Genomic DNA, 24,183 nt, shown 5'->3' with positions numbered 1-24,183 from the left:
CCGGTGTTCCGGCTCCCCCAGGTTTGCGCCCGGACCGCCCCCGCCCGATCCCGTCCGCCCCCCGGTGCGGGCGGGTCTCCGGCTCGGCCCCGGCACGCGCTGAAGTCTGCCGTGGCCGGGGGCCCCGCAAGACCGTGAGAGCCCGCGGTGCCGCTGAGTAGAGCTACGCAACTCCACCGGGGGGCCGACGACGCGGACCCCCGGGGCGGGCGCCGGGTGAGCCCCCCCCGCCGGCGCCCCCCCCCCCCCCCGGGGGGGCGGCCCCCCCGGCGGGGGGGGCGGCCCTGCTGGTCCACACCCGGCTCCTCGGCAGCCCTCCGACCGATGGCCGGAACCGCCCGGTGTCAGATCGCCGCCACCCCGGTCTCCCCCGTCCGGACCCGCACCACGGAATCCACCGCGGTGACCCAGACCTTGCCGTCGCCGACCTTGCCGGTGCGGGCGGCACGCACGATCCCGTCGACGACCTCACCCACCGCCACGTCGTCCACGACGACCTCGACCCGGACCTTCTCCACGAAGTCCACCGCGTACTCGGCGCCGCGGTACACCTCGGTGTGGCCCTGCTGCCTGCCGTATCCCTGGACGTCGCTGACGGTCATGCCGAGCACGCCCAGCCTCCCCAGCGCGTCCTTGAGCGCGTCCAGCCTGCTGGGCTGGACGATCGCGGTCACCAGCTTCATGCGTTGCTGCCCTCCAGCTCGCGGTCGGCGCCGTCGGTGCGCACCGCCGGGCGGCGCGCGGAACGGCCGTCGCCGAAGTGGTACGCGGATTCGGCGTGCTCGGTCTCGTCGACGCCTTCGGCCTCGTCCTCCGGGCTCAGCCGGAAACCGACGGTGGCCTTGACGATCCAGGCCAGCAGCAGGCTTAGCGCGAACGAGTAGGCGAACACGACCACGGCGCCCACCGCCTGTCGCCACAGCTGGTCGAAGCCACCGCCGTAGAGCAGCCCGTTCACCCCGGCGGGCGCCGAACCGGAGGCGAAGAACCCGACCAGCAGGGTGCCGACCAGGCCGCCGACCAGGTGCACGCCGACCACGTCGAGCGAGTCGTCGAAGCCGAACCGGTACTTCAGGCTCAGGGCCAGCGCGCACACCGCGCCGGTGATCCCGCCGACCGCGATCGCGCCCAGCGGCGTCACCGACGAGCAGGCCGGGGTGATCGCCACGAGACCGGCGATGATGCCGGAGGCCGCGCCGAGCGTGGTGGCGTGACCGTCGCGCACCCGCTCCACCAGCAGCCAGGCCAGCATCGCCGCGCACGTCGCCACCAGCGTGTTCACCAGCACCACCGCCGCCGAGTTGTCGGCGGCCAACGCGGAACCGGCGTTGAAGCCGAACCAGCCGAACCAGAGCAGCCCGGCGCCGAGCACCACGAACGGCAGGCTGTGCGGCTTCCCGGTGCCCTTCGGCCAGCCCGCCCGCTTGCCGAGCACCAGCGCCAGGGCCAGCGCGGCCGCACCGGCGTTGATGTGCACCGCGGTACCGCCCGCGAAGTCGATGGCGGCGAGCCGGTTCGCGATCCAGCCGCCGACCGCGGTCACGTTCCCCGCATCGTCGGTCTCGTCGAACGCGAACACCCAGTGCGCCACCGGGAAGTACACGACGGTCGCCCACAACCCCGCGAACAGCAGCCACGGCCCGAAGCGGGCCCGGTCGGCGATGGCGCCGGAGATCAGCGCGACCGTCAGGATCGCGAACATGGCCTGGAAACCGGCGAACGCCAGCGTCGGGATCGTCCCGGACAGCTGGTCCTCGCCGAGCAGCCCGTCGAGCCCGAAGAACTGCACCGGGTCACCGAGCAGCCCGAGCCCGCCGAGGTCCCTGCCGAACGCGGCCGAGTACCCGAACAGCACCCACAGGACGCCGACGACGCCCATCGCTCCCAGACTCATCATGATCATGTTGAGCACGCCGCGGGCGCGCACCATGCCGCCGTAGAAGAAAGCCAGCCCTGGTGTCATGAGCAGCACCAGCGCGGCGCTGATCAGCACCCATGCGGTATCGCCTGAATTCACGTCGCCTCCCCGTGCGAACCGGTTGGGCGCATCCTGGGGAATGCCTGTTTCAGGCGATCCGTCCGCTCGTTTCCCCGCCGTGAACTGTCCGGGCCCTCGTGTTACGGCGACGTTCCCCGGTCACCACCAGGTCACGCGTCGAGCCGAGATCCGGCCGCCGAGTTCACTCCGCGCGCACCACGTTCAGCGAGGCCAGGACGGCGTCCCGATCGTTGATCGAGTCCAGCGCGTCCACCGGGAGCTCGAAGTAGTACAGCAGTTCCCGCAGCTCAGCGGCCTCTTCGGGGGACAGCGGGATGTTCTTCTCGCACAGCGTGCAAGCGATGCTGTCCAAGACCAGCCCGTGCTCCCCGGCCCGTGCAGCGCTCGACAGGTACGACGCGAAAACGCCCGGGGCCCGCCGTTGCACGGCGGACAGCAGATCGTCGACCCGATCCATGAACTCGTGCTCGTCCATGCTCATCGCTTCCTCCTCGGGTTTTCGATCACGCCTGGGCCGCCTTGCGGGAAGGTGGTCACCACCGATCCATCGGGATCCAGGATGACGACGATACGAACCCCGTCCCGAACACCGTTGACCAGCCAGCGCCCATCAGGTTCGTGCACTGGCGGCTGATCCGGATTCCGCCCCACGCTGCGCGCATTGTTCAAGATCAATTCCCGGTCCCATTCCGCCGGGAATTCGGTCTTGCCCGGAGCACCCGTGCCCGCGAGATGCCCGCCGCCCGTGCGGTCCCCGCCCAGGACGTGCGCCTCCCGCGCCGCCGTGATGTGCACCGAAGCCGGGTCGGGGTGCGGTTCGTCCACCGCGGCCCAGCCGTCGTACGGCGCGTCTCCCAGCCGCTGTTCGAGCCCTGCGTCCACCTGGGAGTAGACCCGGCTCTCGGAACCGATCTCGGTGTCCGAGCCCGCCCATTCCCGCAACCGGGCGGCGGCGCCGCTGTCGGCGAGGCGTGCGACGGCGACTTCCCGGTCGGCGTCGTAGTTGCTCTTGATCCGTTCCACGATCGCGAGCACCGCGAAGTACTCCCCGACGTCCACGGCGGCGGACGCCGCTTTCGCCCAGGGACCCGGTAGGTAGCCCAGGGCCGTGGCCAGGACGTCGAGGAACCGGTCAGCTTCACGCTGTTCGGCGAGCGTGCGCATGCCCTGCTGCGCTCGCTGGACGCCCTTCGCCAGTTCGCGGCACGACTGGGCGAGCAGGGTGGTGGTCGCCGTGACGGCGGGGAAGATCTGCGCGGTCCCGCACAGCTGGGACTTCGTCTCCCAGTACCCGCGAATCCGGTCGAACACCTCTCCCCGGTTGTCCCGCACGAGACCGTCGATCAGCGCGTCGCCTTCCGCCGAGATCTCGTGCAGCACTCCGACCAGGTGCTCCCATTCGCCCGCGGCGAACCGGAGCCGCTCCGGATACCCGTCCGGCCAGTAGTCGAACGCCCAGTCCGGGCGCGGTTGCGCAGGCGCGGCCGCGGCGCAGGACGGCGGCGGGGCGCTCGGACGCACCTCATCGACACCGAGCGCGGGCAACCGGTTCGGAACGCGGGAGCCGTGCCCGGCCGTGGAGGCGAGCTCGGAGTCGACGTAGTTGTTGCCGGTGTCCGTCATCCCCTGCGCGATCCCGCCGAGCACGTTCGTTGCGGCGCGCAACGTTCCCCACAACATCCGCACCGCGTGGTCGTACAACGATCGCCACGACGCCAGCACCGGATCCGCCCCGGCCATACCGGCCGCCGACTCGGCCAGGTTCCTGCTGATCCACGCCATGTTGTCGGCGAGACGCTGTTGGAGCCCGTAGAACGAGCGCGCCACGCGGCGGAGTTCCTCGACCGAGACGTCCACCTCGTCGGCGCCCGCGGACCCGCCCGCCGACATCGGCGCGGTGCCCGCCGGGCCTGCGGAACCGCCGGACGCGGCCGGGCCACCCCAGATACCGAGGTTGGCCCCATGCGCGTGCCGGTAGTTCTCGTCGATCTCCGCCAGCAGGCGCGCCAATGCGGCCAGGTTCAGGGCCATCTCGTCCGCGGCGACGCCCGACCAGCCGGCTCGGAGCGGACCCAGGTAGGCGTCGAGCCGGGCGAGCTGTTCCTCGATGTCGGCACCGGTGCCTTCGACCGAATGCCGCGCCTCGCCGAGCGAGGCGTACCGAACCGCGAACCTGTCCACTGCGCCCCTCCGCGAGCTGATCTTCAGGCATTCTCGCGGTCGAGCGACTCGGCGTTCAACCGGTTCCGGGGGGTTCGGGGGCCGGTCAGCCGAGGAGGGCGTCGACGAAGGCGGCGGGCTCGAAGGGGGCCAGGTCGTCCGGGCCTTCGCCGAGGCCGACGAGCTTGACCGGAACGCCCAGCTCGCGCTGCACCTGGAAGACGATGCCGCCCTTCGCGGTGCCGTCCAGCTTGGTGAGCACGATGCCCGTCACGTCCACGACCTCGGAGAACACCCGGGCCTGCACCAGCCCGTTCTGCCCGGTGGTGGCGTCCAGCACCAGCAGCACCTCGTCGACCTGGGCGCGCTTCTCCACCACCCGCTTGACCTTGCCGAGCTCGTCCATCAGCCCGGTCTTGGTGTGCAGCCGGCCCGCGGTGTCGATCAGCACCGCGTCCACGCCGCTGTCGGTGGCGCGGGAGACCGATTCGAACGCGACGCTCGCCGGGTCCTGGCCCTCGTTGCCGCGCACCACCTCGGCGCCGACCCGCTCACCCCAGGTGGCGAGCTGTTCGACGGCGGCGGCGCGGAACGTGTCGGCGGCGCCGAGCAGCACCCGGTGGCCGTCGGCGACCAGCACCCGCGCCAGCTTGCCGGTGGTGGTGGTCTTGCCGGTGCCGTTGACGCCGACGACCAGCAGCACCGCGGGCTTGCCGCCGTCGGCCGGGTCGCCGTGCGGCAGGGCGCGCACCGAGCGCTGCGCCTCGGTGCTCAGCGCGTCGATGAGGACCTCGCGCAGCAGCGCCCGCGCCTCGTCGGGGGTGCGCACGCCGCGCGAGGCGATCTCGGTGCGCAGCCGCTCCACGATCTCGGTCGTGGTGGCCGCGCCCAGGTCGGCCAGCAGCAGCGTGTCCTCGACCTCTTCCCAGGAGTCCTCGTCCAGGTCGCCCGCGCCCAGCAGGCCCAGCAGGCCCTGGCCGAACGTGGAGCGGGACCGGGACAGCCTGCCGCGCAGCCGCTCCAACCGGCCCGCGGTCGGCTCGATCTCCTCGACCTCGGTGACCGGTTCGGCGGCGGGCGCCGGTTCCGGCGGGGTCTCCACCCGTCCTTGGTCGGGCACGCGGGTCGCGGTGCCGGTCGAGTCGTCGCCGGGGATCTCGTCGGCGACGACCGAGCCACCGTCGGCGCCGTCCTGGACGCGTTCGGCGTCGGTCTCGGTCGCGCCGGAGCCGGTGTCGGTGTCGGTGTCGGTGGTGTCGGCGGGCTGCTCGCGGGGCGTGCCGGTCTCGGCCTCGACCTCGCCCTCGGCGGGCAGCGGCACGTCCACGATGCCGCGGCGCGCGCTGTCCCTCGGTTCCGCGGCGTCGTCGCCCACGCCGGGCTGGCCCTCGGTCTCCGGACGCTCCGGGACCGGGTGCTCCGGCTGGTCCGCCTCCGCGGGCGCGGCGGTCGCCCCGCCGCTGGAGAAGCTGAACCCGCCGCCCGCCTGGTACCCGCCGCCCTGCACCGCCGGGCGCTCCGCCTCCTGCTCGCGGAGGCTGATGCGGCGCCTGCGCGCCAGCACGATGCCGGCGACCACGGCCAGCACCAGCAGGACGGCGACGACAACGACGACCAGGATCAGGTTCGAGGTGGACACGGCGCCCATCCTCGCACCCGCCCGGAGCAGCAGCGGGACAACCCCAAGGTGGGCGATTCACCAACAATGGCGGAAAGGCGCTTGCGTCCCCCAGCTCGGTGCAATACACCACTGAGCATGTCCTCATGGCGAGTCCTCGGCCTGCTCTCCGGCACGTCGATGGACGGCATCGACGTCGCCGCCGCCGAGCTGAGCACCGCGGGCGACGGCGTCGTCGAACTGCGGCCGCTCGGGTTCGCCGAGGTCCCCTACCCGCCCGCGCTGCGCGAACGGCTGCAGGCCGCGCTGCCACCGGCGGCCGTGGACGCGCGGGAGTTCTGCGTGCTCGACACCGAGGTCGGCCGCGCCTTCGCCGACGCGGCCCGGCACGGCCTCGCCGAGTTCGGCGGCGCCGACCTGATCTCCTCGCTCGGCCAGACGCTCTACCACTGGGTGGAGGACGGGCGGGCGCGCGGCACCACCCAGCTCGGCAGGCCCGCGTGGATCGCCGAAGCCACCGGGTTGCCGGTGCTCGCCGACCTGCGCGCCCGCGACGTCGCCGCGGGCGGGCACGGCGCGCCGCTCGCCGGGGTGCTCGACGCGCTGTGGCTCGCCGACCGGCCGGGGCCGGTCATCGCGCTCAACATCGGCGGCATCGCCAACATCACCGTCGTCGGCGGCCCCGAACCGCTCGCCTACGACACCGGGCCCGGCAACGCGCTGCTCGACGCCGCCGCCGCGCGCGTCACCGGCGGGGCGGCGGCCGGCGACGTCGACGGACGGCTCGCCGCTGCGGGGCGGGTGCGGCCGGAACTCCTCGAACGGTTGCTCGCCGACGCCTACTACCGGGCGGAGCCGCCGAAGTCGACCGGCAAGGAGCACTTCAACGCCGCCTACCTCGACGAGGTCCTGCGCGGCACCGACCTCGACGGGCCCGACCTGCTCGCCACGCTCACCGAGCTCACCGCCGCCACCGTCGCCGACGCCTGCCACCGGCACCGCGCGCGCGAGGTCGTCGCCTCCGGCGGCGGGGTGCGCAACCCGGCGCTGCTGGCCGCGCTGCGGCGCAGGCTCGGCACCGGGGTGGACCTGCACGTCAGCGACGACCTCGGGTTGCCCGCCGCGGGCAAGGAGGGTTACCTCGCGGCGCTGCTGGGCTGGCTGACCTGGAACGGGCTGCCCGGCAACGTGCCCGGCACGACCGGCGCCGACGGCCCCCGGCTGCTCGGCTCGCTCACCCCCGGAACCGGACCGCTGCGCCTGCCCGAACCCGCGGCCGGACCGGTGCGGAGCCTGCGCATCACCCACCCCACGACACTGGAGGCCGAATGAGGTCGATCGATCTCATCGTGATCGGGCTGTACCTGGTCGCGATGCCGCTGCTGGGCCTGCTGCTCAGCGGCAGGCAGCGCAGCTCGCAGGAGTACTTCGTCGGCAGCCGGACCCTGCCGTGGTGGGCGGTGTGCTTCTCCGTCGTCGCCACCGAGACCTCGACGCTGACCGTGATCAGCGTGCCGACGGTCGCCTACCTCGGCACCTTCACCTACCTCCAGCTGGCCATCGGGTACCTGATCGGCCGCGTCGTGGTGGCGTTCGTGCTGCTGCCCAAGTACTACGCCGGGAACCTGGTCAGCGCCTACGAATTCCTCGGGCAGCGGTTCGGCTCCGGGTTGCAGGGCACCGCGTCGGTGACCTTCCTGATCACCCGGCTGCTCGCGGACGGGCTGCGGCTGTTCGCCACCGCGATCCCGGTGAAGGTGATGCTGGAGGTGTTCGGCCTCAGCGTCTCCTACTGGCAGATCGTGCTCGCGCTGTCGGTGCTGACCGTGATCTACACCTACCTCGGCGGGATCAAGGCCGTCGTGTGGGTCGACGCGATCCAGATGTTCGTCTACGTGGCCGGTGCGGTGCTGGCCGCGGTGGTGCTCGCGGGCGAGCTGCCCGGGGACTGGGTCTCGACCGCCTGGGAAGCGGGCAAGTTCCAGCTGTTCGACTTCGGGTCGTCCATCGTCACCGAGCAGTACGCGTTCTTCACCGCGGTGATCGGCGGCGCCGTGTTCGCGATGGCCTCGCACGGCGCCGACCAGCTGATGGTGCAGCGGCTGCTGTCCTGCCGGAACCTGCGGGACAGCCAGCTCGCCCTGATCACCAGCGGGGTCGTGGTGGCGGTGCAGTTCGCGCTGTTCCTGTTCATCGGCACCCAGCTGTGGTCCTTCTACCAGGGGGCCGATCCCGCGTCGTTGGGCATGGGCAGCGACGACGAGCTGTTCCCCCGGTTCATCGTGACCGAGCTGCCGCCCGGCGTGTCCGGGCTGCTGATCGCCGGCATCCTCGCCGCGGCGATGAGCACCCTGTCGTCCTCGCTGAACTCGCTGTCCACCTCCACCGTCAGCGACCTGTACCGGCGGATCGGGGGCAGCGGGGCGGACGATTCGAGCGTGCTGCGGCTCGGCAAGATGTGGACGCTGATCTGGGCGCTGGTGTTCGTGGTGTTCGCGTCCCTGTTCAGCAGCACCGACAACCCCGTCGTGGAGATCGGGCTGAGCATCGCCAGCTACACCTACGGCGCGCTGCTCGGCGCCTTCCTGCTGGGGCTGCTGGTGAAGCGGGCGCGGCAGAGCGACGCGATCATCGCCTTCGTGGCGACGCTGGTCGTGGTGCTCGTCCTGGCGTTCGGCGTGACGTTCCCGGACGGCGAGGGCGGCGAGGCGTCGCTGGCGTTCCCGTGGTTCACGCCCGTCGGGGTGATCGTCACGCTGCTGGTCGGCGGCCTGCTGTCGCTGCGGCACCCGGCGCCGCCCGAAGCGGAGAAGGTGGCGGCCACCGCCGACTCCGCCTGAAACCGCCGGTGAACGGCCCGCTCGCGGTGCGGGTGAGCCGTTCACCGCCGGTCGTCCTGCGCAATGCTCGCTGTTATTAGTGGCTGAAGCGTGATCAACGATCATCGCTGATCGTCGGACCGGGATCCCGGTGCTGGTCAGGCGCCGTCCTGGTCGGAATCGGCGGAGAGCACGATCGACGCCAGGTAGCCGTCGTCCTCCGGCACCACCTTCAGCAGCATCGAATCCTCGAAGATGTTGTCACCGTCGTTGAACGTGTCCCGCCCGGTGTGCTCGCTGTACGGGGCCCGCGCGAACACCGCCGAGTTCAGCTGCTCGTCGAACATGAGCTGGCTGGTCAGCACCCGCTCGTTGCTGACGTGCACCATCACGTGGACGTGCACCGTGCGGCCGGTGTACCAGCCGGGCCAGATGGTGGTGAACTCGACGACGCCGTCGGCGTTGCTGACCTGGGCGCCGCGCAGGTAGCGCTTGTCGTCGGTGGGCACCAGGTCCTGGTCCCCGCCGCCCCCACCGGGTCCTCCACCGCCCGGCTTCTCGCCGTCCTCCGGCGGCGGTCCCGGCGGCATGCCCCCGCCGCCGCCGGAGGACTGGGACTCGGCACCCGAGTACAGCCCGGCCGCGTCGCAGTGCCAGATCTCCACGACCGCGTTCGGCAGCGCCGCGCAGGTCTCGCTGTCCTGCACCTTCAGCGCCAGCCGCAGCCGCACGCCCTGCCGGTCCTCCCGGATGTCGCTGCGGACCTTGTCCGCGTCGAAGTAGTACGGCCCCTGCGTGGTGTCCGGGGTGAGCGTGCAGGTGTTCACGCCGGAGAACAGGTCCGACGCGTCCGCCGCGGTCTGCGGGGTGAGCGCTTGGCTCTCCCCCGTGGAAGTGGTGACGGTGGTGCTGCCGCCCGCCTGCGAGCCGCAGGCCGCGAGCAACGTGCCCAAGCCGATCGAGCCGACGCCGGCGAACATCGATCGCCTGCTGACCCGCTGCCCTTCGTGGTGGTCCGACATGCCGCCCTCTTTCGCAGTCTCGTTCGCGGAACGAGTTCGAAGTTAGAGCGGCGAGCTGCGAGGAGGCTGGGAACCGGCTGCGAGATCACCGGGCGTGCGGGGTCAGCTCCCGGCGGAGTCCTCGGGTGCGGCGGCGTCCTGCTCGGGAGCCGGGTCCTCCTGCGCCGGATCTTCCTGCGCCGGGTCCTCCTGCGCTCCAGCGGGAGCCGCGTCCTGCGCTCCAGCGGTGGCCGGGGCCTCCTGCGCCGACGTGGGCGCCGCGTCCGCGGGCACCGCGCCGTCGGCCACCGCCTCCGGCGCGGGCCCCTCGCCGGACTTCCCGGTTTTCCCGCCGCGCAGCCGCTGCGAGATGACCGTGGTGATCCCGTCCCCGCGCATGCTCACGCCGTAGAGCGCGTCGGCAATCTCCATCGTCGGCTTCTGGTGCGTGATGATGAGCAGCTGCGAGGTGCTGCGCAGCTGGTCCAGCAGGATGATCAGCCGCCGCAGGTTCGTGTCGTCCAGCGCGGCCTCGACCTCGTCGAGCACGTAGAACGGCGACGGGCGCGCCCGGAAGATCGACACCAGCATGGCGACCGCCGTCAGCGACTTCTCCCCGCCGGACAGCAGCGACAGCCGCTTGACCTTCTTGCCCGGCGGCCGCGCTTCCACCTCGATGCCGGTGGTGAGCATGTCGTCCGGGTCGGTGAGCACCAGCTTTCCGTCGCCGCCGGGGAACAGCACCGAGAACACCTTCTCGAACTCGGCGGCGACGTCGTGGAACGCGGACTGGAAGACCTCCAGGATCTTCTCGTCGACTTCCTTCACGACGTCCAGCAGGTCGCGGCGGGTGGACTTGATGTCCTCCAGCTGCGTGGACAGGAAGCGGTAGCGCTCCTCCAGCGCCGCGTACTCCTCCAGCGCCAGCGGGTTGACCTTGCCCAGCAGCGACAGGTCCTTCTCGGCGCGCTTGGCGCGGCGTTCCTGGGTAGCGCGGTCGTAGGGCACCGACGGCGGCATGGTGACCTCTTCGCCGCGCTCCTTCGCCGCCTCGTACTCGGCGACCTCGGCGGGACTCGGCGGGACCGGGACGGTGGGGCCGTACTCCTCGGCGAGGTCGTCGAGGCCGATGCCGAAATCTTCGATGATCTTCGATTCGAGCTGTTCGATGCGCAGCCGCTGCTCGGCGCGCACCACCTCGTCGCGGTGGACCGCGTCGGTGAGCTTTTCCAGCTCGCCGCTGAGCTCCCGCACCCGCGCGCGCACCGCGCCCAGCGCCTGCTCGTGCTCGCTCTGCAACGCCTGCGCGGTGTCGCGTTCCTCGGTGGCCGCCCGCAGCGACACCGCGATCCGTTCCAACGCGGCTTCGGCACCGTCCACGACGGCCTTCGCGACGCGGGCGCCGCGCTCCCTGGCCTGGCGGGCCGCTTCGGCGCGGGCGCGGGCCTCGCGCTCCTGCCGGGCGGCGCGGCGCAGCTGGTCGGCGCGTCCCTGCACGGCGCGGGCGCGTTCCTCCGCGGTGCGCTGGCCGAGGCGGGCGTCCATCTCCTCCTGGCGCAGGGTGCCGAGCTCGCCGCCGAGCCGGTCGCGCAGCTCCGTGTCCGGTTCGGCCTGCTCCTCCTGCTCGTCCTTGACGGCGGCGAGGCGCTCCTCCAGCTCCGCCAGCGAGGCCAGCGCCTGCTCGCGGGACTGCTCGACCTTGGCGCGCTGCTGGCGGACCCGCTCCACCTCGGCCACCGCGGACTGGGCGGCCTTGCGCAGGCTGGAGACGCGTTCGGAGCTGCGGGCCGCGGCGACCTTCGCCTCGTTGATCTGCTCCTGCACGGCGCGGGCCTCGTCGCGGCGGGATTCCTCCTCGGCGCGGGCGCCCTCCAGCGCCGCTGAGTGCTGCTCCTGGCGGCGCTGCGCGGCGGCCAGCTCCTGCTCGGCCTCGGCGACGGCGGCCTGCACCTCGATGACGCTCTGCCCGTCGTCGGAACCGCCGGTGGCCCAGTGCCCGCCGAGCACGTCGCCGTCGCGGGTCACCGCCCGCACTTCGGGATTCCGCCGCACCACGTCGCGGGCGGCGGCGAGGTCGTCGACCACGGCCATCCGGTCCAGCGCCGTGGTCACCGCCGCGCGCAGCCCGTCCGGGGCGCGAACCAGGTCCACCGCCCAGTCCGCTCCCGCGGGCAGCTGCGGCCAGCCGGTGCGGTCCGGTTCGGCCGTGCCGCCGACGAGCACCCCGGCCTTGCCCGCGGCGTCGGACTTGAGCAGTTCCAGGGCGCGCACCGCATCGTCCACCCCGGACACGGCCACGGCGTCCGCGACGGCGCCGAGCGCCGCGGCCAGCGCCGCTTCCGCACCGGTGTCCACGGTCAGCAGCGCCGCCACCGAACCGAGCAGGCCCGGCACCTTCTCCCCCGCGCCGAGCAGCGCGCCCGCGCCGTCCTTGCGGTTCAGGCCCATCGACAGCGCCTCGACCCTGGCCTGCCAGGACGCGATCTCGCGCTCGGCGGCGCGTTCGGCCTTGACCAGCTCCTCCACCCGGGAGCGGGCGGCGTCCCGGGCCGCGGCCGCGTTCGCCTGGCGCTCCGGAAGCCCCGCATCATCGGATTCCTGGCCGCCGCTCTCCGCTTCGGCGTCGGCGAACGCCGTCTCGGCGACCTCGGCGCGCTCCTGCGATTCGGCGAGCGAGACGTTCAGCCGCTCCAGCTCGTCGGAGGTGGCGCTCGCCTTGCTGCGCATCGATTCGACCTGGCCGGAGAGCCGGGCGACGCCTTCGCGGCGGTCGGCGATGGCGCGGACCGCGGCCATGTGCTCGCGCTCGGCCTCCTTGAGCCGGTCCTCCAGCTCGGAGCGGCGGCGCACCACCTCGGCGAGGACCTCGCGGGCGGTCTCGACCTCCTCGCGGAGCTCGATCTCCTGCTCGGCGGCCTCTTCCGCTTCGGCGTCGAGCTGGTCGGGGTCGCGGCCGCTGCGCTGCTCGGTGTTCTGCGCGGTGAGGTGCTTGTGCCGTTCCGCGGCGAGGCGCAGCGTGCCGTGCAGCCGCTCCTCCAGCGCGGACAGCCGGTACCAGGTGTCCTGGGCGCGGTGGAGTCGCGGCGCGTCGGCGGCGACCTTCTCCTCCAGCCCCTTCTCCTCGGACTGGGCGAACTGCAGGCCGCGCTCGACCTCGGCGCGCTTGGCCTTCGCCTCTTCCTGGTCGGCCTGGTCGCGGGCCAGCTCGGCGCGGGAGGACAGCAGGTCGTCGGCGATGAGCCGCAGCCGGGCGTCGCGCAGGTCGGCCTGCACGGTCTGCGCCTTGCGGGCGATCTCGGCCTGCTTGCCGAGCGGCTTCAGCTGGCGGCGCAGCTCCCCGGTGAGGTCGGTGAGCCGGGTCAGGTTGGCCTGCATCGCGTCGAGCTTGCGGAGCGCCTTCTCCTTGCGCTTGCGGTGCTTGAGCACGCCCGCGGCCTCCTCGACGAGCCTGCGGTGCTCGTCCGGCTTGGCCTGCAGGATGGAGGCGAGCTGGCCCTGGCCGACGATGACGTGCATCTCACGGCCGATGCCGGAGTCCGACAGCAGCTCCTGCACGTCCATCAGGCGGCAGCTGTTGCCGTTGATCTCGTACTCGCTGGCGCCGTCCCGGTACATCCGGCGGGTGATCGACACCTCGGTGTACTCGATGGGCAGCGCGCCGTCGGAGTTGTCGATGGTGAGCGTGACCTCGGCGCGGCCCAGCGGCGCGCGGCCGGAGGTGCCGGCGAAGATGACGTCCTCCATCTTGCCGCCGCGCAGGTCCTTGGCGCCCTGCTCGCCCATCACCCAGCGCAGCGCGTCCAGCACGTTCGACTTGCCGGAGCCGTTGGGCCCGACCACGCAGGTGATGCCCGGTTCGAAGCGCAGCGTGGTGGCCGAGGCGAAGGACTTGAACCCTTTGAGCGTCAGGCTCTTCAAGTGCACGGCTGCGATCGACCTTTCCGCGAGTGCTGCCTGCGTGCGGCGTTCGGCAGAGCCTACCCGCCGCGATGTTCACCACCGGCGGAACCGGGCCGGGCGGGGCGGGTCAGCGTTCGACGAAGCCCGTGCGGTCGCCCTTCGGCTCGGACCACTGCTCGGCGACGTGCTCGACCTCGCCGGGGGTCCCGCCGGAGCGCAGCGCCGCCAACAGCCGCTCGCAGGCGTCCCGCGGACCTTCGGCGACCACTTCGACGCGGCGGGCGGGCAGGTTCGTGGCGCTGCCGACCAGGCCGAGTTCGAGGGCGCGGGCCCGGGTCCACCAGCGGAATCCGACGCCGTGCACGTGCCCGTGCACCCAAGCCGTCAGCCGGGCCTGCTCGGTGGTGGCGGAGGTGTCGTCGAGATCGCTCACACCTCGCATGATGCCCGCCGCGCGGGGCCGCGCCGACCGCACCCCGCACGCTCCGCGACCACACGTCACCCGAAGGTGTGCCCACGGTGGATTTTCGCGGTGAATCACCAGCGCACGGCCCGGGTGATCGACTGCGCGCGCGGAACCCGGCCCGAACGGGGCTTGCCCAGGCGGCTACCGTGTCGCGAGATCCACGCGCTACGTCCGGAACGTCGACTTCCGCCCGAACCGGACGCCGCCGGTAGCAGCGGCACGGGTGCGCCGGCCCGTGCCGTCGGGACTGAACGAGTGGGACACGATGGACCCTTTAGCACCTGACCCCGCCGCGCAGGCCGGGGAACCGACCGGGACGCGGTCGCGAAGACTCGCCCTGTGGGCGACGACCGGAGTGGTCGTGGCCACCGGTTTCGCCGCCTCCGCGGCCGTCGTCGTCGGTGACCAGCAGCGCGAAGCCGCCGAGCAGTTCCCCGCGGTCTCGCCGAGCGGGACGACGCTGCTGACCACCACGGGCTACCCGGGGGTGCCGCGGCCGGTGGGACCACCGCAGCTGGCACCGCCCCCGCCGCCGGGCACCTCCCCCGCCGACACCGCGTCGAGCGAGGTGGAGGAGACCGGCGAGACCTCCGCGAGCACCTCGCAGCCGCCGGACGACGGTTCCGCACCGCCGCCACCGCCGCGCCCGACCTGGGTTCCGCCGGACACCGGCACCCCGAAGCCGCCGCCTCCGCCGCCACCGACCACGTCGGAGCCGGAGCCGCCGCCCACCACGTCGAGCCCGCCGACGTCTCCGCCGGACACCTCGGAGCCCACGACGCAACCGCCGACGGAGTCCAGCGGCTCCTCCGGTCCCTCCGCCTCGCGCACCGAGGAACCGACCACCCGCAGCAGCTCCGCGGAGGAGCCGACGACCTCGGCCACCCCCTCGGCGGACGTGACCGGCTGACCGGTCCCGGGCGTTCGGCCGGGGCGGTTGCCCCGTTCGCCCGGCACCGGCGGTCGAACGGTGCATTCCCGCGCACTGCGGCGGAAGGGTTCGACCGGGCCGTGCTAAACACGAAGCGCACGTCCCCGAACGCGCCGCGCCGACCGCTCCGGCCGGGCGAGCCGCACGCGGCTGCTCGCGCGCACGAACCCACCTCCACGAGGCACCCACGATGAGCGAATCAGAGGCGACCCCCGCTGCCGGTGGCAAGCGGGGGCGCAAGCAGCTGCGCCCCGACCCGGCCGACGGCCCGGTCGCCGCGTTCGCCTACCGGTTGTGCGAGCTCAAGGAATCCGCCGGCGACCCGTCGTACGACCGGATGCGCGCCGATTTCGGGGCCGCCGCGTCGAAGTCGGCGCTGTCCTCGGCCGCGCGCGGGCAGGACCTGCCGTCCTGGGAGACGACGTGGGAGTACGTGCGCAGCCTCGCGGTCGGCGCGCTCGGGCAGGACGCCGAGACGGTCCGCCGCGAGTGGTCCCGCCGCTGGGAGCACGCCCGCTCCGCCGCGGAGCAGCCGTCCGCGGCGGAACCCGAACCCGCGGTGCGGCGCGACCCTCCCGCCACCGAACCCGACCCGGAGTCCGGGCCCGACCGGGCGCGCCGCCGCGGCTGGATCCTGGCCGGCACCGGCGCCGCGGTGGTGCTGGTGGCCGCCGCGCTCGGCTGGTACCTGCTGTCCGGCCCGGAGCGCCCCATCCCGGGCGACGCGTCGGTGATGCTGGGCGAAACGGTGCCGGACGAGACGCCGATCCCGGCGGGGACGAGCTTCGTGAAGTCCTGGGACATCAAGAACGTGGGCCGGGTGCCCTGGACCGGGCGCTACCTGGAGCAGACCGGCGAGCGGGTCGGAGACGCCGAGTGCACCGCGCCGCAGCGCGTGTGGATCCGGGACACCCCGGCCGGCGAGCAGGTGCGGATCACCGTTCCGGTCGTGGCCGGGGAGAAGACCGGCCAGTGCAAGATCGCCTGGAAGATGGTCGACGAGAACGGCGACCTGTTCTTCCCCGATCAGGCGCTGCGCCCGGTGTTCTTCGACATCCGCGTGACACCGGGCTCCGCCTGAGCAATTCCGGAGGGGGTGCCTCCGCCCGCGTTTCCGGGACGAAGGCACCCGCCGTCCGCATTCCCCAGGGGTTGGTCTCGGATTCCCCATGTCCGCGCCTCTCCCGGTGGTTCGAGTGATCGCCGCAGACGTACCGGTCGCGGAATTCCGCGGCCGGTTCCCCACGTGCGGCGATCGCTCCGGCAGCCTGCGGGCGATCCCCCAGAAGGTCGTCCGCCGCTGCCGTGCCGACTACGTTGCCAGCCGCTGCGGGCCGCGTCGAGCGATCATTGGCCGCGACCGCCGGAAGCAATGTCCGCGCAGGTAGGCGAATTGTCCACGGGACAAAACAGGCTCAGGCCGGGTCGCCGGTGACGAGCAGATCGGCCCGCGCCCGGGTGGGTGACACGAGGTCGGCGTTGCGCTCGTCGCTGCGCAGCACCCAGTCCCGCGCCTCCGCCGGGGAACGGCCGTAGCGCACGTGCCGGGCGATGAGCCGGGAAAGGCGTTCGCCGTCGTCCGGGGCGAGGAACCACGATTCGTCGAGCAGTTCCCGGACCCCGTCCCACGGCGGTGAGTCCAGCAGCAGGTAATTGCCTTCGGTGATCACCAGCGGCGTTTCCGGGTGGACCGCGATGGAACCCGCGTACGATTCTTCGACCTCGCGGTGGAATTCGGGCGCGTACACCGTTTCGCCGCCTTGGTCCCGGATCCGGCGAAGCAGCGCCACGTACCCGGCGGCGTCGAACGTGTCCGGAGCGCCCTTCCGGTCGTGGCGGCCCAGCCGGCGCAGTTCGGCCTCGGCGAGGTGGAAGCCGTCCATCGGCACCAGCACGGCCGCCGGTCCGAGCTCGGCGAGCACCGCGTCGGCGACGGTGCCCTTGCCCGCGCCGGGCGCGCCGGTGATGCCGAGGACGCGCCGGGTGCCGTCCGCGGCGAGCGCGCGGGCGCGGCGGACGAGTTCGTCGAGCGCGACGGTGCTCATGCGCGGGCCTCCCCGCGCAGCGAGGTCTCGATGTCCTCCAGGCTGCGGCCCTTCGTCTCCGGCAACCTCCGGTAGAGGTAGGTGAGGCCGATGATGCCGAGCACCCCGTAGATCCAGAACAGTCCGGTCGCGGTGAACGCGTTGATCAGGGTGAGCACCGAGATGGAGATGACGAAGTCCAGGCCCCAGTGCGTGACGGTCCCGATGCTGGAGGCCTTGCCGCGCACCGCGGTCGGGAACACCTCGCTGTTGATCAACCAGATGGCGAGCCCGAGGCTGGCGGCGAACGCGGCCTCGTAGAGCATCAGCCCGATCGTCAGCAGCGTCCCGAGCCCTTGCACGCTCGGCAGCAGGTACAGCGCGCCGAGCCCGAACAGCACGACGATGACGACGCTCGTGCCGCCGATGAGCAGCGGCCGCCGCCCGACCCGGTCGATGAGCAGCAGGGCGATCGCGGTGAACACCATGTTGGTGGCGCCGATGCCCACCGAGGAGAGGATCGCCGCGGAGTCGCCGAGCCCGGCCTGCTTGAGGATGGTCGGCGCGTAGTAGATGACGGCGTTGACGCCGACGAGCTGGTTGGTGGCGGCGACGGCCACGCCGAGCAGCACCGCGGGCCGCAGCCGCGGGCCGAACAGGTCGCGGTAGGTGAACCGGCGCTCCTCCCGCATCGTCTCGCCGATCTCGGCGAGCTCCGCTTCGGCCTCCTCCGGGGTGCGGGTGCGCAGCAGCGCGGCGCGGGCCTGCTCGGTGCGGCCGCGGGACAGCAGCCAGCGGGGGCTCTCGCCGAGCCCGAGCAGCCCGAACAGCATCAGCAGCGACGGCACGGCGGCCAGCCCGAGCATCCAGCGCCACCCGCCGTCGGCGGCGAACGCGTAGCCGACCAGGTAGGACGCGAAGATCCCGATCGTGATCATGAGCTGGTTCATCGACACCAGGCGGCCGCGCAGCGCCGGCGGCGCGATCTCGGCGATGTAGGTGGGCACCACCAGGGAACTGGCGCCGATGGCGAGGCCTAGCACCACGCGCGCCACGATCAGCACGGTCACGTTCATCGCGAGCGCCGACAGCAGCGCGCCCGCGGTGAACACGGCCGACACCAGCAGCAGGGTGCGCTTGCGGCCGAAGCCGTCGACGAAGCGGCCACCACCGAGGGCGCCCGCGATCGCGCCGAGCAGCAGGGAGGCGACGACGACCTCCTGCATGCCGTCGCCGAGCCCGAAGGCGGGGGCGATGTAGAGCAGCGCGGCGGAGATGACGCCGGTGTCGTAGCCGAACAGCAGTCCGCCGAGCGCGGCGATGGTGGCGGCGCCGACGACGGCGCCGCGTCCGGCCCCGGGGGTGGGTGTGGCTGCGGTGCTCATGCTCGGTGCGTCCTCCTGGGTCGATCTTCCGCCGCTCGGCCGACGAGACGCTAGATGACGGCGGTCGTGATGACCAGCGTTGGTGCCGAGCGGGGGTGCGGCAACCGGCGGGGGCCGCTCGGAGGCGGTGCGGGCCCGCGAGCGAGGTCTCCCGGGACGTGCGGGAGACCTCGGTTCCGGGCGCCCGGCTCAGTCCTCGACGGTCTCCGCGACCAGCTCGCGCACGTACTCCGCGAGCCGCTGGTTGTCGCAGGGCGCGACCGTGCTCCACAACCGGCCGTCGCCGCTGGCCCGCACGCTGTGCAGGTAGCGGCCGTCCGGTGTGTCGTGGAACCCGACGACGCGGTCCGCGCGACGCGGCGCGGCCGACCGGCTCCGCACGTGCTCCACGCCGAACTGGCCGCGCATGCCCATCCCGTCGGCCATCCGCGCCAGGACCGCGGCGTCGTCGGCCACCACGCCGCGGCCGCGCAGCTCGTCCTCGAACACCCGCAGGTCCTGACCCGCGCGGGCGCTCGCGTCCAGCAGCACGTCGTTCGGCACGCTCACCGGCCGCCCGCCGCCCGGCGGACCGTCTCCGGCGACGGACACGACGGCTTCGGGCAGCGAGCTCCCCCGCACCGGCGTGAACTCGACGACGTCACCGTCGACGACCGTGACCAGTCCCGCGCCGCCGTTCGCCGAGCCCAGCGCCCGGATCGACCGGTCCGGGGCCCAGATCCGCAGGTCGACCGACAGCTGCGGCCGGTCCAGCAGCACCAGCAGGTCCGCGAAGTCCTCGTCCAGCCGGTCCGTGCCGGGTTCGGCGAGCCGCCGCGCCCGCAGATCCGCCCACACCTGCGCGACCAGCCGGGCGCGCTCGGTGTGCGTGGCTCCGGGGCTGGGCACCGTGAGCACCGCGTGCCTGCGCGCCGTCAGCCCCTCCGACTCGCACGCCACGTCGAACTCCAACGCGGACAGCACGATCTGCTCGCCATCGGCTCCGGGACGCACCGTCAACCCTGCTTCTTCCGGTCATCGGCGTCCGGCTCGGGGTCCGCGCCGAACACCGGCGGGGCCACCAAGCGGTTGTCGTCGAACGGGGTTTCCTCTTCGTAGTACTTGTTCTCGTGCTCGGCGTCCTCGTCGGACTTGCCCTGGCCCCGGGTCGCCGCCGGGCCCATCGCCGAACCCGGTGCGGGCTTGCTCGTCGCCGAGCCGCCTGCCGTGCGCCCGGCCGTGGTGTCCCCCGGGCCGCCGATGCCGGACGAGCCGCCACGCAGCGAACCGCCCTTGCCCTTGTCGGCGCCCGCCGAACCACCGCGCACGCTGCCCTCGGGCGCACCGGCCTTGCCGCCGAGCATCTTGCTCGCCGCGACCGCGCCGATCCCGGCGACCGCCGCCCCACCGGCACCGATGCCGAGCACGCCGCCCAGGCCGATGCCCGGTCCGCCGTCCTCGTCGGGGTGCGGCCGCGAACCGGGGCCGCCGTCCGCGCCGTCGTGCGGCTCCTCGTCGGTGCCGCTGCGGCCGCCCGGCGCGCGGCCACCACTCGGCACGCCGCCCGGGCTACCGCCGGGCCGACCGCCGATCACGCCACCGCCACCCGGGTCCGAGCCGCCGCCGACGCCGCCCGGCATCGACCCGGCCGAACCCGGCGTGGCGAACGCGCCGATCCCGCCGCCCGCGGTGCCGCTCGCCGTCGCCGACTGCGCGGACACCGCAGCGGGCTGCATCTCCGGCATCGGCTGGAAGTTCTCCGCCTGCGCCACCGTGGTGTCCCGGTACGACGTCAGGGCCTGCTGCGCGACCTGCTTGCGGCCGTCGATCTTCTTGGCCTCTTCGTCGTAGTCGCTGGTGTAGCCGAAGTAGCCCAAGCCCTTCTCGAAGATGTTCTCGGACTTGTCGTTGTGCATCTCCGACTGGTTCGGCAGCGTGTTCTTCGCCGACTCGTAGCCGCGGCCCTGCGCCTCCACGCTCGTCGCCGACGTCGCCAGCGGGTCCTGCGACTGCTGCATCACCGCCGACTGCTGCTTCGTCGCCTCCTGCGCGATCGAGCCCGCGTTGCCGGTCCACTCGATCTCCAGCTTGCCGAGCTCCACCCGCAGCGTCTCGTCCAGCTCCGTCACGATCTGCGCGCACTGCTGCAGCGCCGAGGCGGCCTGGTCCATCGACTCGGTGCCCCGGCCGTCCTTGATCCGGCCGATCCACCCCAGCAACTCCGGGATGTCGAAACCCTCGAAGCGCAGGTTCCTGATCGGGTTCAAATCCTCCACACCGGCCCCCTGGATTCCGCTCTCTCAGCCCTGCGCCTGCAGGTTCGACACGGCGAACTCCGCCGCCTGCTTGGCTTTGGCGCACATGTCCTGGTTGGTCAGCTCATCGCCCCCGAGCCAGGAGAGTCCAGCTTCCAGAGTCTCTCCCTCGGCAACGTCGACCGCGACGACGCACCCTAGGCTTTCAGCACCGGGGACCTGCGATCGAACGGCACCGAAACCGCTGTCGAGCGTATCGGTGGTCGCAGTGCCGCCGGAGGTTTCGGCAAGACGATCTTGGATGCTCATCGGTGCGACCGAGAGGAGGACACCGATGCTCGGCGACGCGCCCGATTCACTCAGCCACGAGCATCCAGGGAAGTCCTGTTCGTTGAGCTTCGGGGCCGGGTTACCTCCTCCGACACCGAGTTGATCCAGCTGTTCCGGCTGGATCAACTTGCAGATCTGAGCCTCATCGAGGCCCGAGACAGGTAGGTCCCGGGGGCGGTTCGGCAAATCCGGACCGGTCTCCGGAGCGGGTGCGGCCTGTCCTTGTTGCGGATCTGCGGGTTCGGCTTCATTGAGCGCACACCCACCGACCAAGAACGGCAGCAGGCCCGAGAGAACAGCGACACGCACTCCGCGCCTGGTCACATACTTCGTCACGTGCGCTCCCCCGACTGCTTGAACGAGGCGGCGATCTCCTCTTCGTCGATGCCGTACTGCCTGGCGACCTCTTCGAGCTGCTCCCCGAGCTGCTCAACGCCCTGCACATAACCGATCAAACGCCGGTAATGCGAATCTCCCTCTCCCAAAAGATTCGCGTTCCAGACCCGGGCTGCCGCCACGCTGACCTCATCTGAGGCTGAAGGAAGGACACGCAGGTTCTCTGCGAGTCGATTCAACCGGTCTTTTGCGCTCGACGCCGCTTCTCCGATCACCCGGCGCGCCGCCAGGACGTTCTCCGGGGTGACGGTGATGGTCTGGCCGGGCCCGCCCGGTGCGGGGGGCGGTGCTGGTGCGGTCATCGCGGGGAACCCCCTAGTCGCGGCTGCTGATCACCAGTGCGACGCAGACAGTAGCAGCGGCGGTTCCACCCGGACCTGGTCTTCCACCAACTTCACACCGAACGCACAGCCGACACCCGAACGGGCCCCGACCATCGTCGGAGGCGAGATCGTCGAGCGCATCCGGTCGCGTCCTCCCCGTTCCCGACTCCTCCCGGCCCAGCCCCCACGACCTTCCACATCACGACGTCCCTGAACTGCGCTCAGCCCCGCGCCTGCAGGTTCGACACCGCGAACTCCGCCGCTTGCTTCGCTCTGGCGCACATGTCCTGGTTGCTGACGGTGCCGGTCAAGGTCGGGCTGTAGAAGACCTCCAGCGTCTCGCCTTCCGCCACATCGACGTCCACCCGACATCCGAGCGCCTCCAACCCCGCGCTCCCCTGCCCCTGCTTGGCGGGAACTCCTGCGATCGCATACGACGCGGCCATGTCCGGGAAAGGCTCGTCGGACCGGTCATAGGCTCCCTCGATGCCCTTGCTCAAAGCTTCGATCTCGACCGAGATATCAGGCTCTGCACCGGGCACGCTCAGCCAGACACAACCTGGTGCTTCTCCGGGAGCCGTCGGACCCGAACGTCCCACTCCCACCTGGGTCTGCTGCTCCGGGGTGAGCAAGCCGCAGATGTCCGCGCTCTGCCTGTTCACGACCGCGAGCTCCCGAGGTCGTTCCGGAGCGGGCTGGGGTGCCGGAGCCGAGATGTCAGGGCTTGCCACCTGGCCCTTATCTCCACCCAGTGCACACCCGGTCCCGACAAACCCGACCACCGCGAACACCACGGCCCAACGAACGACACCGAAAAGCACCTGCACGTCCTCCTACAACTGAGCCTCGCTCGACCGGAACGAAGCCGAGATCTCCTCAAACGAAGCCTTCGGAAGCGCGCCTGCGCGCTGACCGCCTGCCGGTCAGGCAGGTGTCGCTACCGGGATGCCCGAGCCTCCTGGCGCCGACGTTCGTAGTCGGTCCAGGTCAACGCCCCGGGTTCGGTGGTGCCCGCCCATTCGTCGCGCCAGAGCATCTGTTCGATCACCGAGCCGCTGCCGACCAGGGCCGGGTCATCCGGCATGTCGAGCGCATCGACCGGATCGTTGGCGGGCGGGCCGGTCAGGGTCGGATAGATCCGGACGTGCGCGAGTCCGCAGGGATGCTCGGGCGTCCCGCCCCACGCCTCCTTGCGCGCCGCGTTCACCAGCACCCGCCAGCCACGATCGTGCAGTGCCTCTCGAATCACCAGCAGCGCCGTGAACACGTCACGTCCTGTGGCGGTGAGTTCCCCACCGGTCGGACCGGCCAACGTCAACTGCACTTCCCCATCGGCTGTCCTGAACCAGCTGACCGTGGTCTGCTGGATCTCGGTCTGCTCCGGATCGTCCGGTGACGGGCCGATGACGTACACGCCGCGCTCGTTGGGCTGGTGCTGCACTGTTGCCTCTTCTTCCTCCGCGCACGGCCGTGCGGGCCGTTCATCGCGTGCTCTTCCCGCGACGTCGTCAACTCGGCTGCTGTTCCTCAGTCCGCGGCTTGCGTTTGGGCTGGCACCAGGCCGGCGGGGTGGTGCCAGCCCAGTCGTGGTACCACCGGGTCTGCTGGCTCACCGATGCCCAGTGCGCCTTGCGCAGATCTCCGGGCGGCGTCCCCAGCACATCGACCTGTTCGGGAAGGGGCGGGCCGGTGAGGTCGGGGTAGAACCGGACGTGCGCGATGCCGCAGGGGTGCTGCTCCGTGCCGTGCCACGCCCCGCGTAGCGAGCCGTTGACCAGCACTTCCCACCGCCGCCGCCAGGACTCCATCCGCAGGTTCTGCAGCGCGGCGAGCAGATCGGCACCGTGGTCGTCGAACTGGACCCCGGGAGCGCGCACCCGCAGGTGAACGCCGCCCTCCGCGCGGCGGCCCCACTCCGCGACGCCCTCCTGCAGCGCCTGCTTCGTCGGGTCTTCCGGTGACGGACCGGCGAGGAAAATGGGCTCGGAATGGGGGAGTTCTGGAACCGCGGCCTCGGCGGCCTCCTGCTTCCGCGTCGCGCTCATCTCGCGCATGGAGCGGTCGAACTCGGTCCAGTTCATCTTGCCCGGCCGCGTCAGGCCCGCCCACTCCTCCCGCCACAAGATCTGCTCGGTCACGAGCATTCCGCGCTCGCCCAGCTCGGTCGGCGGACCGAGCGCGTCGAGCGGCTCCGTGGTCGGCGGGCCTGCCAGGTCGGGGTAGATCCGCACCTCATCCACTGCGCAAGGGTGTTCCTCGGTCGGCCCCCAAGCGTCGCGGCGGGCGGCGTTGACGACCACCTGCCACTTCAGTTCCTGCAACTCTGCGCGCACCAGCATGAGGGCTTTGAACAGGTTCGGCTCCACCGCGTGGTGCGCGCCGAACGGGCCGGACAGCTCAAGTCCGACCTGGCCATCGGAGGTGCGGGACCAGGTGGCCACCGCAGGTTGGAAGTCCATCTCCGCGGGGTCACCGTCGACCGGCCCGAACACGTCCACTTCACGCGCCGAAAACCCGTTCTTGTTCACCGCAGCACCGGTTTCCGCGGTCATCTCGCTCCCTGCTCATCAAACCAGCGGCGCAGTTCAGCCACCTTC

The 24,183-nt window shown here is 72.1% G+C and carries 21 protein-coding genes; 3 read left to right on the top strand and 18 right to left on the bottom strand.

Annotated elements, in window-relative coordinates; all coding sequences use genetic code 11:
• Nucleotides 1–344: 344 nt before the first annotated feature.
• From LCD31_RS14785 to ftsY, 5 genes are all read right to left on the bottom strand, one after another.
• Nucleotides 345–683, bottom strand: coding sequence for a P-II family nitrogen regulator (locus tag LCD31_RS14785; RefSeq protein WP_224958787.1), 339 nt, complete (start codon nucleotides 681–683; stop codon nucleotides 345–347).
• Entirely contained in the window at nucleotides 680–2,017 is a 1,338-nt protein-coding gene (locus LCD31_RS14780) for an ammonium transporter (protein WP_224958785.1), read from the bottom strand. Before LCD31_RS14780 ends, LCD31_RS14785 begins: the two co-directional genes overlap by 4 nt.
• Nucleotides 2,018–2,180: 163 nt before the next feature.
• Complete coding sequence (locus tag LCD31_RS14775; protein ID WP_224958784.1) at nucleotides 2,181–2,480, bottom strand: hypothetical protein; 300 nt, start codon at nucleotides 2,478–2,480, stop codon at nucleotides 2,181–2,183.
• Entirely contained in the window at nucleotides 2,477–4,180 is a 1,704-nt protein-coding gene (locus tag LCD31_RS29575) for an EndoU domain-containing protein (protein ID WP_224958783.1), read from the bottom strand. Before LCD31_RS29575 ends, LCD31_RS14775 begins: the two co-directional genes overlap by 4 nt.
• Before the next feature lie 85 nt (nucleotides 4,181–4,265).
• The gene (gene ftsY, locus LCD31_RS14765; RefSeq protein WP_374108131.1) at nucleotides 4,266–5,798 is read right to left on the bottom strand and encodes a signal recognition particle-docking protein FtsY; all 1,533 of its coding nucleotides are present in this window, start codon (nucleotides 5,796–5,798) and stop codon (nucleotides 4,266–4,268) included.
• Between the two features lie 117 nt (nucleotides 5,799–5,915).
• On the opposite strand from ftsY, the gene LCD31_RS14760 reads away from it, so the two are divergent.
• A complete protein-coding gene (locus LCD31_RS14760; RefSeq protein ID WP_224958781.1) occupies nucleotides 5,916–7,109 on the top strand; it encodes an anhydro-N-acetylmuramic acid kinase in 1,194 nt (397 codons plus the stop codon).
• Nucleotides 7,106–8,617: a sodium:solute symporter gene (locus tag LCD31_RS14755; protein ID WP_224958780.1), complete on the top strand. Its 1,512-nt coding sequence runs from the start codon at nucleotides 7,106–7,108 to the stop codon at nucleotides 8,615–8,617. The genes LCD31_RS14760 and LCD31_RS14755 overlap by 4 nt, the downstream gene beginning before the upstream one ends.
• 137 nt (nucleotides 8,618–8,754) lie before the next feature.
• Here LCD31_RS14755 and LCD31_RS14750 read toward each other — a convergent pair whose 3' ends face one another.
• The 4 genes from LCD31_RS14750 to LCD31_RS14735 form a co-directional block, all read right to left on the bottom strand.
• Nucleotides 8,755–9,618, bottom strand: a complete 864-nt coding sequence (locus LCD31_RS14750) for a protocatechuate dioxygenase (RefSeq protein WP_224958779.1) — start codon at nucleotides 9,616–9,618, stop codon at nucleotides 8,755–8,757.
• Between the two features lie 102 nt (nucleotides 9,619–9,720).
• Entirely contained in the window at nucleotides 9,721–13,521 is a 3,801-nt protein-coding gene (smc, locus tag LCD31_RS14745) for a chromosome segregation protein SMC (RefSeq protein WP_224958778.1), read from the bottom strand.
• A 103-nt stretch (nucleotides 13,522–13,624) separates the two neighbouring features.
• The gene (locus LCD31_RS14740) at nucleotides 13,625–13,930 is read right to left on the bottom strand and encodes an acylphosphatase (RefSeq protein ID WP_374108132.1); all 306 of its coding nucleotides are present in this window, start codon (nucleotides 13,928–13,930) and stop codon (nucleotides 13,625–13,627) included.
• Between the two features lie 510 nt (nucleotides 13,931–14,440).
• Nucleotides 14,441–14,848 carry a hypothetical protein gene (locus LCD31_RS14735; RefSeq protein WP_224958776.1) on the bottom strand — a complete coding sequence of 136 codons (408 nt, stop codon included), beginning with the start codon at nucleotides 14,846–14,848 and terminating at the stop codon, nucleotides 14,441–14,443.
• 236 nt (nucleotides 14,849–15,084) lie between these two features.
• Between LCD31_RS14735 and LCD31_RS14730 the strand changes: the two genes are divergently transcribed.
• Nucleotides 15,085–15,975, top strand: coding sequence for an NBR1-Ig-like domain-containing protein (locus tag LCD31_RS14730; protein ID WP_224958775.1), 891 nt, complete (start codon nucleotides 15,085–15,087; stop codon nucleotides 15,973–15,975).
• Between the two features lie 334 nt (nucleotides 15,976–16,309).
• On the opposite strand, the gene LCD31_RS14725 is transcribed toward LCD31_RS14730, so the two are convergent.
• The 9 genes from LCD31_RS14725 to LCD31_RS14685 all read right to left on the bottom strand — a co-directional run bounded on the left by LCD31_RS14725 (nucleotide 16,310) and on the right by LCD31_RS14685 (nucleotide 24,138).
• A complete protein-coding gene (locus tag LCD31_RS14725; protein ID WP_224958774.1) occupies nucleotides 16,310–16,939 on the bottom strand; it encodes a nucleoside/nucleotide kinase family protein in 630 nt (209 codons plus the stop codon).
• Nucleotides 16,936–18,303: a sugar porter family MFS transporter gene (locus LCD31_RS14720; protein ID WP_224958772.1), complete on the bottom strand. Its 1,368-nt coding sequence runs from the start codon at nucleotides 18,301–18,303 to the stop codon at nucleotides 16,936–16,938. Before LCD31_RS14720 ends, LCD31_RS14725 begins: the two co-directional genes overlap by 4 nt.
• 189 nt (nucleotides 18,304–18,492) lie before the next feature.
• Nucleotides 18,493–19,296 carry an ESX secretion-associated protein EspG gene (locus LCD31_RS14715; RefSeq protein ID WP_224958789.1) on the bottom strand — a complete coding sequence of 268 codons (804 nt, stop codon included), beginning with the start codon at nucleotides 19,294–19,296 and terminating at the stop codon, nucleotides 18,493–18,495.
• Nucleotides 19,297–19,298: 2 nt separating this feature from the next.
• Entirely contained in the window at nucleotides 19,299–20,558 is a 1,260-nt protein-coding gene (locus LCD31_RS14710; protein WP_224958771.1) for a hypothetical protein, read from the bottom strand.
• A 24-nt stretch (nucleotides 20,559–20,582) separates the two neighbouring features.
• Entirely contained in the window at nucleotides 20,583–21,203 is a 621-nt protein-coding gene (locus LCD31_RS14705; RefSeq protein ID WP_224958770.1) for a DUF3558 domain-containing protein, read from the bottom strand.
• The gene (locus LCD31_RS14700; RefSeq protein WP_224958769.1) at nucleotides 21,200–21,565 is read right to left on the bottom strand and encodes a PE domain-containing protein; all 366 of its coding nucleotides are present in this window, start codon (nucleotides 21,563–21,565) and stop codon (nucleotides 21,200–21,202) included. The genes LCD31_RS14705 and LCD31_RS14700 overlap by 4 nt, the downstream gene beginning before the upstream one ends.
• A 242-nt stretch (nucleotides 21,566–21,807) precedes the next feature.
• Nucleotides 21,808–22,368 carry a DUF3558 domain-containing protein gene (locus tag LCD31_RS14695; protein ID WP_224958788.1) on the bottom strand — a complete coding sequence of 187 codons (561 nt, stop codon included), beginning with the start codon at nucleotides 22,366–22,368 and terminating at the stop codon, nucleotides 21,808–21,810.
• Between the two features lie 155 nt (nucleotides 22,369–22,523).
• The gene (locus LCD31_RS14690; RefSeq protein ID WP_224958768.1) at nucleotides 22,524–23,027 is read right to left on the bottom strand and encodes a hypothetical protein; all 504 of its coding nucleotides are present in this window, start codon (nucleotides 23,025–23,027) and stop codon (nucleotides 22,524–22,526) included.
• A gap of 67 nt (nucleotides 23,028–23,094) precedes the next feature.
• Nucleotides 23,095–24,138 (bottom strand): hypothetical protein, encoded by a 1,044-nt coding sequence (locus LCD31_RS14685; RefSeq protein WP_224958767.1) that lies wholly within the window; start codon nucleotides 24,136–24,138, stop codon nucleotides 23,095–23,097.
• Between the last annotated feature and the right edge of the window lie 45 nt (nucleotides 24,139–24,183).

It is taken from the genome of Saccharopolyspora sp. 6M, assembly GCF_020176775.1.
GTDB classification, from domain to species: Bacteria; Actinomycetota; Actinomycetes; order Mycobacteriales; family Pseudonocardiaceae; genus Saccharopolyspora_C; species Saccharopolyspora_C gregorii.
The sequence above is the reverse complement of the archived record's forward strand: the minus strand, read 5'-3'. Positions and strand labels throughout refer to the sequence as shown.